Source organism: Pseudomonas sp. GM25 (genome assembly GCF_000282255.1).
Lineage (GTDB): Bacteria > Pseudomonadota > Gammaproteobacteria > Pseudomonadales > Pseudomonadaceae > Aquipseudomonas > Aquipseudomonas aphyarum.
Window position 1 is genome coordinate 1 of the sequence record NZ_AKJQ01000052.1, and the last position, 16,583, is coordinate 16,583.

Sequence of the window (16,583 nt, forward strand, 5' to 3'; positions counted from 1 at the left end):
GAACTGGCTCTGGGATGTAGCTGTCCAGAGTTTCAACCAGTTTACGAACGGCAGTGGTGCCCATTTCGTTGTCGTCTTTGCCTTCCAGCGCCATACGAGCCGAACCGATGATGATCGGAGTGTCGTCGCCTGGGAAGTCGTAGGTCGACAGCAGGTCACGAACTTCCATCTCAACCAGTTCCAGCAGCTCAGCGTCGTCTACCAGGTCAGCCTTGTTCAGGAAAACCACGATGTACGGAACGCCTACCTGACGGGACAGCAGGATGTGCTCACGGGTTTGTGGCATCGGACCATCAGCGGCCGAGCAAACCAGGATCGCGCCGTCCATTTGAGCAGCACCGGTGATCATGTTCTTCACGTAGTCAGCGTGACCTGGGCAGTCAACGTGAGCGTAGTGACGAATAGTCGAGTTGTACTCAACGTGCGCGGTGTTGATGGTGATACCACGAGCTTTTTCTTCTGGTGCGCTGTCGATCTTGTCGAAGTCAACGATTGCCGAACCGAAAACTTCGGAGCAAACGCGAGTCAGAGCAGCAGTCAGAGTGGTTTTACCGTGGTCAACGTGACCGATGGTGCCAACGTTGACGTGCGGTAGGGAACGATCAAATTTTTCTTTAGCCACGACAATTAACTCCTAGCCTAAAGGGGCTGAATCAGCCTTGTTTTTTGGTAACGGATTCGACGATGTGCGACGGAGCCGTATCGTATTTTTTGAATTCCATAGAGTAGCTTGCGCGACCCTGGGACATGGAACGAACGTCGGTCGCATAACCGAACATCTCACCCAGTGGAACTTCGGCACGGATAACCTTGCCGGACACTGTGTCTTCCATACCCTGGATCATGCCGCGACGACGGTTAAGGTCGCCCATCACATCACCCATATAGTCTTCAGGCGTAACAACCTCTACCGCCATGATCGGCTCGAGCAACTCACCACCGCCCTTCTGGGCCAGTTGCTTGGTCGCCATGGAAGCAGCCACTTTAAACGCCATCTCGTTGGAGTCGACGTCGTGGTAAGAACCATCGAACACGGTAGCCTTCAGGCCGATCAGCGGATAGCCGGCAACAACGCCGTTCTTCATCTGCTCTTCGATACCCTTCTGGATAGCCGGGATGTATTCCTTAGGAACCACACCACCCACTACTTCGTTCACGAATTGCAGACCTTCCTGACCTTCGTCAGCAGGAGCAAAGCGAATCCAGCAGTGACCAAACTGGCCACGACCGCCGGACTGACGAACGAACTTGCCTTCGATTTCGCAGTTCTTCGTGATGCGCTCACGGTACGAAACCTGTGGCTTGCCGATGTTGGCTTCGACGTTGAACTCACGGCGCATCCGGTCAACCAGGATGTCCAGGTGCAGCTCGCCCATGCCGGAGATGATCGTTTGACCAGTCTCTTCATCAGTTTTAACGCGGAAAGACGGGTCTTCCTGAGCAAGCTTGCCCAGAGCGATACCCATTTTTTCCTGGTCATCCTTGGTCTTAGGCTCTACGGCAACCGAAATAACCGGCTCCGGGAAGTCCATGCGAACCAGGATGATTGGCTTGTCAGCGTTGCAGAGGGTTTCACCAGTGGTGACGTCCTTCATGCCGATCAGGGCCGCGATGTCGCCAGCGCGCACTTCCTTGATCTCTTCACGGGCGTTTGCGTGCATTTGCACCATACGACCCACGCGCTCTTTCTTGCCTTTAACCGAGTTGATCACGCCGTCGCCGGAGTTCAACACGCCCGAGTAAACGCGGACGAAGGTCAAGGTACCCACGAATGGGTCGGTAGCGATCTTGAACGCCAGAGCCGCGAACGGCTCGTCGTCGCTTGCATGACGCTCCATCTCTTCTTCCTCGTTATCAGGGTTGGAACCCTTGATAGCAGGAATGTCGGTCGGAGCAGGCAGGAAGTCGATAACGGCGTCGAGAACCAGGGGAACACCCTTGTTCTTGAACGAAGAACCGCAAACAGCCAGAACGATTTCGCCGGCGATAGTACGTGCACGCAAAGCAGCCTTGATCTCTTCGATCGACAGCTCTTCACCTTCCAGGTACTTGTTCATCAGGTCTTCGCTGGCTTCGGCGGCAGCTTCAACCATGTTGTTGCGCCACTCTTCAGCCAGCTCGAGCATGTCCGCAGGGATTTCCTTGCGAACCGGAACCATGCCCTTGTCAGAGTCGTTCCAGTAGACAGCTTGCATGTTGATCAGGTCGATCTGGCCCTGGAAGTTGTCTTCCGAACCGATAGCCAGCTGGATCGGCACCGGAGTGTGACCCAGACGCTGTTTGATCTGACCGATCACGCGCAGGAAGTTGGCACCAGCACGGTCCATCTTGTTTACGTAAACAAGACGTGGAACGCCGTATTTGTTGGCCTGACGCCATACGGTTTCCGACTGAGGCTCAACACCCGAAGTACCGCAGAACACAACGACAGCGCCGTCGAGTACGCGCAGGGAACGTTCTACTTCAATGGTGAAGTCTACGTGGCCCGGGGTATCGATTACGTTGAAGCGATGCTCGTGTGGGTACTGCTTCTCGGAACCTTTCCAGAAGGCGGTAATGGCAGCAGAAGTAATGGTAATACCACGCTCCTGCTCCTGAACCATCCAGTCTGTGGTCGCGGCGCCGTCATGCACCTCGCCCATTTTGTGACTTTTGCCAGTGTAAAAAAGGACGCGCTCGGTGGTGGTGGTTTTACCAGCATCCACGTGAGCGACGATACCGATGTTACGGTAGCGACTAATCGGAGTAGTACGAGCCATAAAGCCCTCGCAAAATTAGTGAAGCTAAAATTAGAAGCGGTAGTGCGAGAAAGCTTTGTTAGCTTCGGCCATACGGTGCACGTCTTCACGCTTCTTAACAGCAGCACCTTTACCTTCAGCAGCATCCAGCAGCTCGCCAGCCAAGCGCAGAGCCATAGACTTCTCGCCGCGCTTGCGGGCGAAGTCTACCAACCAGCGCATTGCCAGAGCGTTACGACGGGACGGACGAACCTCGACCGGAACCTGGTAAGTAGCACCACCAACGCGGCGCGACTTCACTTCGACCAGCGGAGCGATGGCGTCGAGTGCTTTTTCGAAGAGTTCCAGGGGATCGGTGCCGGTCTTGCGAGCCGCAACGGTTTCCAGGGCACCATAAACGATACGTTCGGCAACGGCTTTCTTGCCGCTTTCCATAACGTGGTTCATGAATTTGGCGAGGATTTGGCTTCCGTATTTCGGATCGTCCAGAATCTCACGCTTTGCTGCTACGCGACGTCTTGGCATTGATAAGCCCTCAAACGGTCTTCAGGTTAGCTCGGGACAGATCCAGTGGATGCGCGCCCGACCTTACTCTTATCGACTCAATAAAATGAAAATCTGCAAAACGGCCGATTACTTCGGACGCTTGGTACCGTACTTCGAACGACCCTGGTTACGGCCTTTAACGCCGGAAGTATCCAAGGAGCCGCGAACGGTGTGGTAACGAACACCTGGCAAGTCTTTTACACGACCGCCGCGGATCAGTACCACGCTGTGCTCTTGCAGGTTGTGGCCTTCACCACCGATGTACGAGGAAACCTCGAAACCGTTGGTCAGACGCACACGGCATACTTTACGCAGTGCCGAGTTAGGTTTTTTCGGCGTAGTGGTGTACACACGGGTGCACACGCCACGACGTTGCGGGCAGTTCTGCAGCGCAGGTACGTCGGATTTCTCGACGATACGCTTACGCGGCTGACGTACCAGCTGGTTGATAGTTGCCATCTACTAGCTCCACTGTTGTCTTGCGACGCTATTGTCTTGCAAGAAAAGCAAAATGGCAGGAACGAATTCCCGCCAAATTTAGGGGATCAAGAGTCTAAAGAGGATCTTGTCCCCAGTCAAGGCAAGGCCCCGACCTCCCCGCTCGTCGAACCTCGACAAATTGTCTCGATTCGATGAACGGCTTGATCAGGGCCTCAGCTCATTTTTCGCAGAACTCAGTTACCGCTCGAGTTCAGCGCTTCGGTCAGTGCAGCTTCCACTTCACTGGCGCTTACGCGCAACGGCTTGTCTGCATCACGACGACGCTTGCGCTCGCTGTGATAAGCCAGACCGGTACCGGCCGGGATCAGACGACCCACGACCACGTTTTCTTTCAGGCCGCGCAGGTAATCGCGCTTGCCGGTTACGGCCGCTTCGGTCAGTACGCGGGTGGTTTCCTGGAAGGAAGCCGCCGAGATGAACGATTCGGTCGACAACGACGCCTTGGTGATACCCAGCAGAACGCGGGTGAACTTGGAGACAAACTTGTCTTCCGCATTCAGACGCTCGTTCTCTACCAGAACGTGAGTCAGTTCCATCTGGTCGCCCTTGATGAAGCTGGAATCGCCGGACTCGGAGATCTCAACTTTACGCAGCATCTGACGCAGGATGGTCTCGATGTGCTTGTCGTTGATCTTCACGCCTTGCAGACGGTAAACGTCCTGGATCTCGTTGACGATGTACTTGGCCAGCGCGCTCACACCCAGCAGACGCAGGATGTCGTGCGGATCGCTCGGACCGTCGGAGATAACTTCGCCGCGGTTTACCTGTTCGCCTTCGAACACGTTCAGGTGACGCCACTTCGGAATCAGCTCTTCGTACGGATCGCTACCGTCGTTCGGGGTAATGACCAGACGGCGCTTGCCTTTGGTCTCTTTACCGAACGCGATGGTGCCGCTGACTTCAGCCAGAATCGACGCTTCTTTCGGACGACGGGCTTCGAACAGGTCGGCAACACGCGGCAGACCACCGGTGATGTCACGGGTTTTCGAAGTTTCTTGCGGGATACGAGCGATAACATCACCGATCGCAATCTTCGCACCGTCCGCAACACCGACCAGGGCGTTGGCTGGCAGGAAGTACTGAGCGATAACGTCAGTGCCTGGCAGCAACAGATCCTTGCCGTTGTCATCAACCATCTTCACCGCAGGACGGATGTCCTTGCCGGCAGCCGGACGGTCTTTGGCATCGAGTACTTCAATGTTGGTCATACCGGTCAATTCGTCAGTCTGACGCTTGATCGTGATGCCTTCTTCCATGCCCACGTAGGTCACGGTACCTTTCATTTCGGTAACGATCGGGTGAGTGTGCGGATCCCACTTGGCCACGATTGCGCCAGCGTCGACCTTGTCACCTTCTTTAACCGAAATCACGGCACCGTACGGCAGCTTGTAACGCTCGCGCTCACGACCGAAGTCATCAGCGATTGCCAGCTCACCGGAACGGGACACAGCAACCAGGTTGCCATCCACACGCTCAACGTGTTTCAGGTTGTGCAGACGGACGGTACCGCCATTCTTCACCTGAACGCTGTCGGCTGCGGAAGTACGGCTTGCCGCACCACCGATGTGGAACGTACGCATCGTCAGCTGGGTACCCGGCTCACCGATGGACTGGGCAGCAATAACGCCGACCGCTTCACCGATGTTCACCTGGTGACCACGAGCCAGGTCACGGCCGTAGCACTTGGCGCAAATGCCATAGCGGGTTTCGCAGCTGATCGGCGAACGCACGATCACTTCGTCGATGCTGTTCAGCTCGATGAACTCGACCCACTTCTCGTCTACCAGGGTGCCAGCAGGAACGATGACGTCCTCGGTACCCGGCTTGAATACGTCACGGGCAATGACACGACCCAATACGCGCTCACCCAACGGTTCTACAACGTCACCGCCTTCAATGTGCGGAGTCATCAGCAGACCGTGTTCGGTGCCGCAATCGATCTCGGTCACGACCAGATCCTGCGCCACGTCTACCAGACGACGAGTCAGGTAACCGGAGTTCGCAGTTTTCAACGCGGTATCCGCCAGACCTTTACGAGCACCGTGAGTCGAGATGAAGTACTGGAGTACGCTCAGACCTTCACGGAAGTTCGCAGTAATCGGCGTTTCAATGATGGAACCGTCCGGCTTGGCCATCAGACCACGCATACCGGCCAGCTGACGAATCTGTGCTGCGGAACCCCGCGCACCCGAGTCGGCCATCATGTACATCGAGTTGAACGATTCTTGCTCGACTTCGTCGCCGTGACGGTCGATGACTTTCTCTTTCGAGAGGTTGGCCATCATCGCCTTGGAGACTTCGTCGTTCGCTTTCGACCAAAGGTCGATCACTTTGTTGTACTTCTCGCCCTGGGTTACCAGGCCGGAGGCGTACTGGCTCTCGATCTCTTTCACTTCATCGGTGGCAGCACCGATGATGCGGGCTTTTTCATCCGGGATAACGAAGTCGTTAACACCGATGGAAACGCCGGAGATGGTCGAGTAGGCAAAACCGGTGTACATCAACTGGTCAGCGAAGATCACGGTCTCTTTCAGACCAACCACGCGGTAGCACTGGTTGATCAGCTTGGAGATCGCCTTTTTCTTCATCGGCAGGTTGACGACGTCGAACGACAGACCTTTTGGCACAACCTGGAACAGCAGCGCACGGCCGACAGTGGTGTCGACGATACGGGTGTTGTTCACGCTGTTGCCGTCACGATCGTTCACGGTTTCGTTGATACGAACCTTGATCTTGGCGTGCAGTGCGGCTTCGCCGGCACGGAACACACGGTCAACTTCCTGCAGATCCGCGAACACACGACCTTCGCCCTTGGCGTTGATCGCTTCACGAGTCATGTAGTACAGACCCAGTACAACGTCCTGCGACGGAACGATGATTGGCTCACCGTTGGCTGGCGACAGAATGTTGTTGGTCGACATCATCAACGCACGCGCTTCGAGCTGGGCTTCCAGCGTCAGCGGTACGTGTACGGCCATTTGGTCGCCGTCGAAGTCGGCGTTGTACGCGGCGCAGACCAGAGGGTGCAGCTGGATAGCCTTACCTTCGATCAGTACCGGTTCAAACGCCTGGATACCCAGACGGTGAAGAGTCGGTGCACGGTTGAGGAGGACCGGGTGTTCGCGAATCACTTCAGCGAGAACGTCCCAAACTTCCGGCAGCTCGCGCTCGACCATTTTCTTGGCGGCTTTGATGGTGGTCGCCAGACCACGCATTTCCAGCTTGCCGAAAATGAACGGCTTGAACAGCTCGAGAGCCATCTTCTTCGGCAGACCGCACTGGTGCAGACGCAGGGTCGGACCTACGGTAATTACCGAACGGCCGGAGTAGTCAACACGCTTACCGAGCAAGTTCTGACGGAAACGACCTTGCTTACCCTTGATCATGTCAGCCAGGGATTTCAGAGGACGCTTGTTGGAACCTGTGATAGCGCGGCCACGACGACCGTTGTCGAGCAGTGCATCGACAGCTTCCTGCAACATACGCTTTTCGTTGCGCACGATGATGTCCGGAGCGGACAGATCCAGCAGGCGCTTCAAACGGTTGTTACGGTTGATCACTCGACGATACAGATCGTTGAGGTCGGAAGTCGCGAAACGACCGCCATCCAGCGGGACCAGTGGACGCAGATCTGGCGGCAGAACCGGCAGAACGGTCAGCACCATCCACTCTGGCAGGTTGCCGGAACCCTGGAAGGCTTCCATCAACTTCAGACGCTTGGACAGCTTCTTGATCTTGGTTTCGGAGTTGGTTTGCGGAATTTCTTCACGCAGACGGCCAATCTCGTGCTCCAGGTCGATAGCGTGCAGCAGTTCGCGGACAGCTTCGGCACCCATGCGGGCGTCGAAATCGTCACCGAACTCTTCCAGCGCTTCGAAGTACTGCTCGTCGTTCAGCAGCTGACCTTTTTCAAGAGTGGTCATGCCCGGGTCGATAACGACATAGCTCTCGAAATAGAGAACGCGTTCGATATCACGCAGGGTCATGTCCATCAGCAGGCCGATACGGGACGGCAGCGATTTCAGGAACCAGATGTGGGCAACCGGCGAAGCCAGTTCGATGTGCGCCATGCGCTCACGACGAACCTTGGCCAGCGCAACTTCAACGCCGCACTTCTCGCAGATCACACCACGGTGCTTCAAGCGCTTGTACTTACCGCACAGGCACTCGTAATCCTTTACCGGGCCAAAGATCTTGGCGCAGAACAGACCGTCACGCTCAGGTTTGAACGTACGGTAGTTGATGGTTTCCGGCTTTTTAACTTCACCGAACGACCACGAGCGGATCATCTCAGGCGAGGCCAATCCGATACGGATGGCGTCGAACTCTTCGACTTGACCCTGGTTTTTCAGCAAATTCAGTAGGTCTTTCAAGGCCTTTCCTCCTGGCGGAGCAGAGAGCGGGCAATCCTGCCCCGCTCTCGATCGCGTCACGTGTTATTCGGTTTCCAGATCGATATCGATGCCGAGGGAACGAATTTCCTTGATCAACACGTTGAAGGACTCGGGCATGCCCGGCTCCATACGGTGATCGCCGTCCACGATGTTTTTGTACATCTTGGTCCGGCCGTTCACATCGTCCGACTTCACTGTGAGCATTTCTTGCAGAGTGTAAGCAGCACCGTATGCTTCCAGTGCCCAGACCTCCATCTCCCCGAAACGCTGACCACCGAACTGCGCCTTACCACCCAGCGGCTGCTGGGTAACCAGGCTGTACGAACCGGTAGAACGCGCGTGCATCTTGTCGTCTACCAAGTGGTTCAGCTTCAGCATGTACATGTAGCCAACGGTAACTGGACGCTCGAACTTGTTGCCGGTACGGCCGTCGGTCAGCTGCATCTGGCCGCTTTCTGGCAGGTCTGCCAGTTTCAGCATGGCCTTGATTTCGCTTTCCTTGGCACCGTCGAACACTGGAGTGGCCATTGGAACACCGCCACGCAGGTTCTTCGCCAGATCCAGGATTTCCTGATCGGAGAAGCTGTCCAGATCTTCGTTACGACCGCCGATCTGGTTGTAGATCTCGTCCAGGAAGGTACGCAGCTCAGCGACTTTGCGCTGCTCTTCGACCATCCGGTTGATCTTCTCGCCCAGACCTTTGGCCGCGAGGCCCAGGTGGGTTTCAAGGATCTGACCAACGTTCATACGCGAAGGTACGCCCAGCGGGTTGAGGACCACGTCGACCGGGGTGCCATTGGCATCGTGCGGCATGTCTTCAACCGGCATGATCACGGAGACCACACCTTTGTTACCGTGACGACCGGCCATCTTGTCGCCCGGCTGGATGCGACGACGGATTGCCAGGTAAACCTTGACGATCTTCAGCACGCCTGGAGCCAGGTCATCGCCCTGCTGCAGTTTGCGCTTCTTGTCTTCGAACTTGTCGTCCAGCAGACGGCGGCGATCAACGATGTAGGCCTGAGCCTTCTCGAGCTGCTCGTTCAGAGCATCTTCAGCCATGCGCAGTTTGAACCACTGACCATGCTCAAGACCGTCGAGTACTTCGTCGGTGATGTCCTGACCTTTCTTCAGGCCCGCGCCGCCTTCAGCCTTGTGGCCTACCAGAGCGGAACGCAGACGTTCGAAGGTCGCGCCTTCAACGATGCGGAACTCTTCGTTCAGATCCTTGCGGATCTCGTCCAGCTGGGACTTCTCGATCGACAGTGCACGAGCATCACGCTCAACGCCGTCACGAGTGAAGACCTGCACGTCGATGACAGTACCTTTGGTGCCGGTAGGCACGCGCAGGGAGGTGTCTTTAACGTCGCTGGCTTTTTCACCGAAGATCGCACGCAGCAGTTTTTCTTCCGGAGTCAGTTGGGTCTCGCCTTTCGGAGTGACCTTGCCTACCAGGATGTCGCCTGCGCCGACTTCAGCACCTACGTAAACGATACCGGCTTCATCCAGCTTGTTCAGAGCGGCTTCACCCACGTTCGGGATGTCCGCAGTGATTTCCTCTGGGCCAAGCTTGGTGTCACGAGCCACACAGGTCAGTTCCTGAATGTGGATCGTGGTGAAACGGTCTTCCTGAACCACACGCTCGGACAGGCAGATGGAGTCTTCGAAGTTGAAGCCGTTCCATGCCATGAACGCGATGCGCATGTTCTGACCCAGAGCCAGTTCACCCATGTCGGTGGACGGGCCGTCGGCCATGATGTCGCTACGCTGAACGCGATCACCTTTGCTCACCAGCGGACGCTGGTTGATGCAGGTGTTCTGGTTCGAGCGGGTGTATTTGGTCAGGTTGTAGATGTCGACACCAGCTTCGCCGGTTTCAACTTCGTCATCAGCAACACGAACCACGATACGGCTGGCATCAACGGAGTCGATCACGCCGCCACGACGAGCCACGACGCAAACGCCGGAGTCGCGAGCCACGTTGCGCTCCATGCCGGTACCGACCAGCGGCTTGTCAGCACGCAGGGTTGGTACAGCCTGACGCTGCATGTTCGAACCCATCAACGCACGGTTGGCGTCGTCGTGCTCGAGGAACGGAATCAGCGACGCTGCAACCGAAACTACCTGCTTCGGCGAAACGTCCATCAAGGTGACGTCTTCCGGCGCCTTGACGGTGAATTCGTTCAGGTGACGCACGGCCACCAGTTCGTCGATCAGGACTTTCTGCTCGTTCATGGTCGCCGAAGCCTGCGCGATCACGTGATCGGCTTCTTCAATGGCGGACAGGAACACGATGTCGTCGGTGACCACACCCTCTTTCACCACACGGTACGGGCTCTCGAGGAAGCCGTACTGGTTGGTGCGAGCGTAAGCAGCCAGCGAGTTGATCAGACCGATGTTCGGACCTTCCGGCGTTTCAATCGGGCAGACACGACCGTAGTGAGTCGGGTGTACGTCACGGACTTCGAAGCCCGCGCGCTCACGAGTCAGACCGCCAGGGCCGAGTGCAGAGACACGACGCTTGTGGGTGATCTCGGACAGCGGGTTGTTCTGGTCCATGAACTGCGACAGCTGGCTGGAACCGAAGAACTCTTTCACCGCCGCAGCCACTGGCTTGGCGTTGATCAGGTCTTGCGGCATCAGGCCTTCGCTTTCAGCCATCGACAGACGCTCTTTGACCGCACGCTCAACACGTACCAGGCCAACGCGGAACTGGTTCTCGGCCATTTCGCCTACGCAGCGAACGCGACGGTTACCCAGGTGGTCGATGTCGTCGACGATGCCTTTACCGTTACGGATGTCGACCAGAGTCTTCAGTACCGCGACGATGTCTTCCTTGCACAGCACGCCCGAACCTTCGATCTCGGTACGACCGATACGACGGTTGAACTTCATCCGGCCGACCGCAGACAGGTCATAGCGCTCAGGGCTGAAGAACAGGTTGTTGAACAAGGTCTCGGCAGCGTCTTTGGTTGGCGGCTCGCCTGGACGCATCATGCGATAGATCTCGACCAGCGCTTCCAATTGGTTGCTGGTGGAGTCGATCTTCAGAGTGTCGGAGACGAACGGACCGCAGTCGATGTCGTTGGTGTACAGAGTTTCGATGCGTACGACGCCGGCCTTGGCGATTTTCGCCAGGATCTCGGTCGACAGCTCGGTGTTGCACTCTGCCAGGATCTCACCGGTAGCCGGGTGCACGATCGCCTTGGCGGTGGTACGACCCAGAACGTAATCCAGAGGCACGTCCAGCTCTTTGATCCCGGCTTTTTCCAGCTGGTTGATGTGGCGGGCAGTAATACGACGGCCCTGCTCAACGATCACCTTGCCTTTGTCGTCCTGGATGTCGAGAACAGCAACTTCACCACGCAGGCGCTGAGGCACCAGCTCCAGGCTCAGGCCTTCGCCTTTCACGTGGAATACGTTGGTGGTGTAGAACGCGTCCAGCACTTCCTCGGTGGTATAACCGAGCGCGCGCAGCAGTACCGAGGCCGGCAGCTTACGACGACGGTCGATACGCACGAATACGCAGTCTTTCGGGTCGAACTCGAAGTCCAGCCACGAACCGCGGTAAGGAATGATGCGCGCGGAGTACAGCAGTTTGCCGGAGCTGTGCGTCTTGCCACGGTCGTGGTCGAAGAACACGCCCGGGGAACGGTGCAGCTGGGAAACGATAACACGCTCGGTACCGTTGATTACGAAGGTACCGTTCTCAGTCATCAATGGGATTTCACCCATGTAGACTTCTTGCTCTTTGATGTCCTTGATCGCTTTGTTCGACGATTCTTTGTCGAAAATGATCAGGCGCACTTTTACCCGCAAAGGTACGGCGAAAGTTACACCGCGCAATACGCATTCTTTGACATCAAATGCCGGTTCGCCCAGGCGATAACCGACGTACTCCAGCGCAGCATTGCCGGAGTAGCTGATGATCGGGAAAACGGATTTGAAGGCCGCATGCAGGCCCACGTCGCGGAACTGATCTTTAGTCGCTCCCGCTTGCAAGAATTCACGATACGAATCCAGCTGGATGGCCAGGAGGTAAGGCACATCCATGACGTCCGGCAACTTGCTAAAGTCCTTGCGGATACGTTTTTTCTCAGTATATGAGTAAGCCATCAGCGTTCCCCAGCTTGGTCACCTGCTTGTTTGGCCCCTCCCGACGGGAGCAGCCAGAAAATCGTGCAAACCCCATGGTTTGCGCCACCGCATCGGGTGGTTACAGCTCGTTATCGACACCGACCCAGTCGGCTGCCAATAACGGAAAAAGGCCGGTGGCAAGAGCCACCAGCCATCAGCCTGTCGCTTGACGCTCGGGCTGGAGGAGCAAAGTCGATGCTTACTTCAGCTCGACTTTAGCGCCTGCTTCTTCCAGCTTCTTCTTAGCGTCTTCAGCAGCTTCTTTCGAAACGCCTTCAGCTACAACCTGAGGAGCGCCGTCGACTTTCTCTTTGGCTTCTTTCAGGCCCAGACCGGTCAGTTCACGAACTGCCTTGATCACGTTTACTTTCTTCTCGCCGGCTTCAACCAGAACAACGTTGAACTCGGTTTGCTCTTCAACAACAGCGGCAGCAGCAGCTGGACCAGCAGCAGCAACAGCAGCGGTCACGCCGAAGGTTTCTTCCATTGCTTTGATCAGCTCAACAACTTCCAGAACGGTTTTCTGGCCGATTGCTTCGATGATTTGTTCGTTAGTCAGAGACATGACTCAATTCCTGATTTGGTGGACAGCCTGTACGGCCGTCGAAATAAACAAAAATACGCGAGATTGGAAACGCTCAGCCTCAGGCTGCAGCTGCTTCTTTCTGATCGCGAATTGCCGCCAGAGTACGAGCCAGCTTGCTGGTAGCGCCTTGAATCACGCTCATCAGTTTCGCAATAGCTTCGTCGCGAGTTGGCAGGCTTGCCAGCACGTCGATCTCATTCGCTGCGAGGAACTTGCCCTCGAACGAAGCTGCCTTGATCTCGAACTTATCCTGACCCTTGGCAAATTCCTTGAACAGACGAGCAGCAGCGCCCGGGTGTTCGTTGGAGAATGCAATCAGGGTCGGGCCGGTGAACACGTCGTTGAGGACACTGTAAGGAGTGTCAGCAACAGCGCGCTTGAGCAGGGTGTTACGTACAACACGTACGTAAACGCCAGCTTCACGAGCCTCTTTACGGAGTCCGGTCATTGCGCCTACTGTTACGCCACGGGCATCAACCACGACAGCGGACAGAGCGACTTTGGCAGCCTCGTTGACTTCAGCGACGATGGCCTTCTTGTCTTCGAGATTAATTGCCACGGGTTTAACTCCTGCTTGTTACCGTTTCATTCGATCGAAACCGAATGTCGTTTTGGTGTCTGATTCGGTAAGGAACCGGGAGCACCATCTGCGTAGGCTTGAGGTTTAAGACTTGCGTCGCCTACGGTCTTGGATAGCCCCCGCCAGGCAGGGACCCCAATCTTTCAATTGGCGCAGTCAACTGCGCCAATTCTTGTCTTACGCGTCCAGCGAGCTCTGGTCGATGACCAGACCTGGGCCCATAGTGGTGCTCAGGGTAACGCGCTTGACGTAGATACCTTTCGAAGAAGCTGGCTTGATACGCTTCAGATCAGCGATCAGGGCTTCAACGTTTTCCTTCAGCTTGACGGCATCGAAGCCGATCTTGCCAACGGAAGTGTGGATGATGCCGTTTTTGTCGGTGCGATAACGAACCTGACCAGCCTTGGCATTTTTAACCGCGGTAGCGACGTCTGGGGTAACAGTGCCGACTTTCGGGTTAGGCATCAGACCACGTGGACCGAGGATCTGACCCAGTTGACCTACAACGCGCATGGCATCCGGGGATGCGATCACTACGTCATAGTTCAGGTCGCCGCCTTTCATTTCGGCAGCCAGGTCGTCCATACCTACACGGTCAGCGCCGGCAGCCAGAGCGGCCTCAGCAGCTGGACCCTGGGTGAACACAGCAACGCGAACAGTCTTGCCAGTGCCGTGTGGCAGCACAGTAGCGCTACGAACGACCTGGTCGGATTTACGCGGGTCTACGCCCAGGTTTACAGCTACGTCGAACGACTCGCTGAACTTGACAGTCGACAGCTCGGCCAGCAGTGCAGCGGCGTCTACAATGTTGTAGGCCTTGCCTGCTTCGATTTTGCCGGCGATAGCCTTTTGACGCTTGGTCAGCTTAGCCATTACACACCCTCCACGTTAAGGCCCATGCTACGAGCAGAACCGGCGATAGTACGCACGGCTGCATCCATATCAGCTGCAGTCAGATCCGCGTTTTTGGTTTTCGCGATTTCTTCCAGCTGAGCACGGGTAACAGTGCCAACCTTAACGGTGTTCGGACGAGCGGAACCGCTGGTCAGACCGGCCGCCTTCTTCAGCAGAACCGAAGCAGGGGTGGATTTGGTTTCGAAAGTGAAGCTACGGTCGCTGTAGACAGTGATGATCACTGGAGTCGGCAGACCAGCTTCCAGACCCTGGGTACGGGCGTTGAAAGCTTTGCAGAATTCCATGATGTTCACGCCGTGCTGACCCAGAGCAGGACCAACAGGTGGGCTTGGGTTAGCCTGAGCGGCCTTCACTTGCAGCTTGATGTAAGCGGTAATCTTCTTGGCCATGAGGCACTCCAATTACGGGTTCGAACGCCTCGAAAGGCTCCCCGGTTACTTGCGCGTTTATCCCAGTGACGACAAAACCCCACAGCCTAGGGCTGCGGGGTTGGGATGCTTGCTCAGTTAGACCTTTTCGACCTGACTGAACTCCAACTCTACCGGAGTAGAGCGTCCGAAAATGAGCACTGCCACTTGGATCCGGCTCTTTTCGTAGTTAACTTCTTCAACAACACCGTTAAAGTCAGCGAACGGACCGTCATTGACTCGAACGGTTTCGCCTGGCTCAAACAACGTCTTCGGCTTCGGCTTGTCGCTACCGTCGGCAACGCGACGCAGGATCGCCTCAGCTTCTTTATCAGTGATTGGTGCTGGCTTATCAGCAGTACCGCCGATAAAACCCATCACCCGAGGAGTATCCTTGACCAAGTGCCAAGTACCCTCGTTCATGTCCATCTGAACCAGCACATAACCTGGGAAGAACTTGCGCTCGCTTTTGCGTTTCTGGCCATTACGCATTTCAACCACTTCTTCAGTGGGAACCAGAATTTCGCCGAAGCCATCTTCCATGCCAGCCAGCTTTACGCGCTCGATCAACGAACGCATGACATGCTTCTCGTAACCCGAGTAAGCATGCACAACGTACCAACGCTTAGCCACGGGACACCCTTAGCCGACAATCAAGGAAACAAGCCAGCCGAGCAGGGAATCAAGCCCCCACAACAGCAACGCCATAACCAGAACAACAGCCACAACAATCAGCGTGGTCTGCGTGGTTTCTTGGCGAGTTGGCCATACGACTTTACGAATCTCGGTGCGAGCTTCCTTAACCAGTACAAAGAAAGACTTGCCCTTGGCAGTCTGCAGGCCTACAAAGGCAGCTACAGCAGCAATAACAAGCAAAGCGAGTACACGGTACAGGATCGGCGAAGCAGCGTAATACTGATTGCCGACAACGCCAACAATTACCAAAGCGACTACGACGAGCCACTTGAGCAAATCGAAGCGAGAGCCTTGAGCTTCAGCTTTAGGAGTCATCTATGAAGATCCTGTGAAAAGAAAGCCAGACACACCGAGTGAATCTGGCAGGTCAGGAGGGAATCGAACCCCCAACCTACGGTTTTGGAGACCGTCGCTCTGCCAATTGAGCTACTGACCTAAAACAAAATCAGGCCGACCATTATGCCGGCCTGAAAAAGACATTACAACTATTTACTCGATGATCTTGGCTACGACGCCAGCACCAACGGTACGGCCGCCTTCACGGATTGCGAAACGCAGACCGTCTTCCATCGCGATAGTTTTGATCAGGGTAACAGTCATCTGAATGTTGTCACCTGGCATTACCATTTCAACGCCTTCTGGCAGCTCGCAGTTACCAGTCACGTCAGTAGTACGGAAGTAGAACTGTGGACGGTAGCCTTTGAAGAACGGAGTGTGACGGCCGCCTTCTTCCTTGCTCAGAACGTAAACTTCTGCGGTGAACTTGGTGTGCGGCTTAACCGAACCCGGCTTAACCAGAACCTGACCACGCTCAACGTCGTCACGCTTGGTGCCACGCAGCAGAACGCCGCAGTTCTCGCCAGCACGACCTTCGTCGAGCAGCTTGCGGAACATTTCAACACCGGTGCAGGTGGTGACGGTAGTGTCACGCAGACCAACGATTTCCAGTGGATCTTGAACGCGAACGATACCGCGCTCGATACGACCGGTCACAACAGTACCGCGACCCGAGATCGAGAATACGTCTTCGATTGGCATCAGGAATGGCTTGTCGATCATACGAACTGGCTCTGGGATGTAGCT

At 55.9% G+C, this 16,583-nt stretch carries 13 protein-coding genes and 1 tRNA gene; all 14 read right to left on the minus strand.

Features of this window, described 5'->3' with window-relative positions; all coding sequences use genetic code 11:
• Positions 1 to 622 (minus strand): GTP-binding protein (locus PMI24_RS21420; RefSeq protein ID WP_007957590.1); only part of this gene is annotated, 622 nt, incomplete at its 3' end.
• A 31-nt stretch (positions 623 to 653) separates the two neighbouring features.
• On the minus strand, positions 654 to 2,759 hold the full coding sequence (gene fusA / locus PMI24_RS21425) for an elongation factor G (protein WP_007957591.1): 2,106 nt from the start codon (positions 2,757 to 2,759) through the stop codon (positions 654 to 656).
• A gap of 30 nt (positions 2,760 to 2,789) precedes the next feature.
• Positions 2,790 to 3,263 (minus strand): 30S ribosomal protein S7, encoded by a 474-nt coding sequence (gene rpsG, locus PMI24_RS21430; protein WP_007957592.1) that lies wholly within the window; start codon positions 3,261 to 3,263, stop codon positions 2,790 to 2,792.
• Positions 3,264 to 3,371: 108 nt separating this feature from the next.
• Positions 3,372 to 3,743: a 30S ribosomal protein S12 gene (gene rpsL / locus PMI24_RS21435; protein WP_003186084.1), complete on the minus strand. Its 372-nt coding sequence runs from the start codon at positions 3,741 to 3,743 to the stop codon at positions 3,372 to 3,374.
• Positions 3,744 to 3,958: 215 nt separating this feature from the next.
• On the minus strand, positions 3,959 to 8,158 hold the full coding sequence (rpoC, locus tag PMI24_RS21440; protein ID WP_007957594.1) for a DNA-directed RNA polymerase subunit beta': 4,200 nt from the start codon (positions 8,156 to 8,158) through the stop codon (positions 3,959 to 3,961).
• A 63-nt stretch (positions 8,159 to 8,221) separates the two neighbouring features.
• Entirely contained in the window at positions 8,222 to 12,295 is a 4,074-nt protein-coding gene (rpoB, locus tag PMI24_RS21445; protein ID WP_007957595.1) for a DNA-directed RNA polymerase subunit beta, read from the minus strand.
• 220 nt (positions 12,296 to 12,515) lie between these two features.
• The gene (gene rplL, locus PMI24_RS21450; protein WP_007957596.1) at positions 12,516 to 12,881 is read right to left on the minus strand and encodes a 50S ribosomal protein L7/L12; all 366 of its coding nucleotides are present in this window, start codon (positions 12,879 to 12,881) and stop codon (positions 12,516 to 12,518) included.
• Between the two features lie 79 nt (positions 12,882 to 12,960).
• Positions 12,961 to 13,461: a 50S ribosomal protein L10 gene (rplJ, locus tag PMI24_RS21455; RefSeq protein WP_007957597.1), complete on the minus strand. Its 501-nt coding sequence runs from the start codon at positions 13,459 to 13,461 to the stop codon at positions 12,961 to 12,963.
• Positions 13,462 to 13,659: 198 nt separating this feature from the next.
• Positions 13,660 to 14,355, minus strand: a complete 696-nt coding sequence (rplA, locus tag PMI24_RS21460) for a 50S ribosomal protein L1 (RefSeq protein ID WP_003228754.1) — start codon at positions 14,353 to 14,355, stop codon at positions 13,660 to 13,662.
• Positions 14,355 to 14,786, minus strand: coding sequence for a 50S ribosomal protein L11 (rplK, locus tag PMI24_RS21465; protein ID WP_003228756.1), 432 nt, complete (start codon positions 14,784 to 14,786; stop codon positions 14,355 to 14,357). The genes rplA and rplK overlap by 1 nt, the downstream gene beginning before the upstream one ends.
• Before the next feature lie 117 nt (positions 14,787 to 14,903).
• Positions 14,904 to 15,437: a transcription termination/antitermination protein NusG gene (gene nusG / locus PMI24_RS21470; protein ID WP_007957598.1), complete on the minus strand. Its 534-nt coding sequence runs from the start codon at positions 15,435 to 15,437 to the stop codon at positions 14,904 to 14,906.
• Positions 15,438 to 15,446: 9 nt separating this feature from the next.
• The gene (gene secE, locus PMI24_RS21475) at positions 15,447 to 15,815 is read right to left on the minus strand and encodes a preprotein translocase subunit SecE (protein ID WP_007957600.1); all 369 of its coding nucleotides are present in this window, start codon (positions 15,813 to 15,815) and stop codon (positions 15,447 to 15,449) included.
• A gap of 45 nt (positions 15,816 to 15,860) precedes the next feature.
• A tRNA-Trp gene (locus PMI24_RS21480) sits at positions 15,861 to 15,936 on the minus strand.
• 53 nt (positions 15,937 to 15,989) lie between these two features.
• The coding region (locus tag PMI24_RS21485; protein ID WP_045121842.1) for an EF-Tu/IF-2/RF-3 family GTPase at positions 15,990 to 16,583 on the minus strand (594 nt) is incomplete at its 5' end.

Bases quoted from the DNA above. Each gene is read 5' to 3' on its own strand.
- fusA (WP_007957591.1), bottom strand. From the start codon at position 2,759: ATGGCTCGTACTACTCCGATTAGTCGCTACCGTAACATCGGTATCGTC.
- rpsG (WP_007957592.1), bottom strand. From the start codon at position 3,263: ATGCCAAGACGTCGCGTAGCAGCAAAGCGTGAGATTCTGGACGATCCG.
- rpsL (WP_003186084.1), bottom strand. From the start codon at position 3,743: ATGGCAACTATCAACCAGCTGGTACGTCAGCCGCGTAAGCGTATCGTC.
- rpoB (WP_007957595.1), bottom strand. From the start codon at position 12,295: ATGGCTTACTCATATACTGAGAAAAAACGTATCCGCAAGGACTTTAGC.
- rplL (WP_007957596.1), bottom strand. From the start codon at position 12,881: ATGTCTCTGACTAACGAACAAATCATCGAAGCAATCGGCCAGAAAACC.
- rplA (WP_003228754.1), bottom strand. From the start codon at position 14,355: ATGGCTAAGCTGACCAAGCGTCAAAAGGCTATCGCCGGCAAAATCGAA.
- rplK (WP_003228756.1), bottom strand. From the start codon at position 14,786: ATGGCCAAGAAGATTACCGCTTACATCAAGCTGCAAGTGAAGGCCGCT.
- secE (WP_007957600.1), bottom strand. From the start codon at position 15,815: ATGACTCCTAAAGCTGAAGCTCAAGGCTCTCGCTTCGATTTGCTCAAG.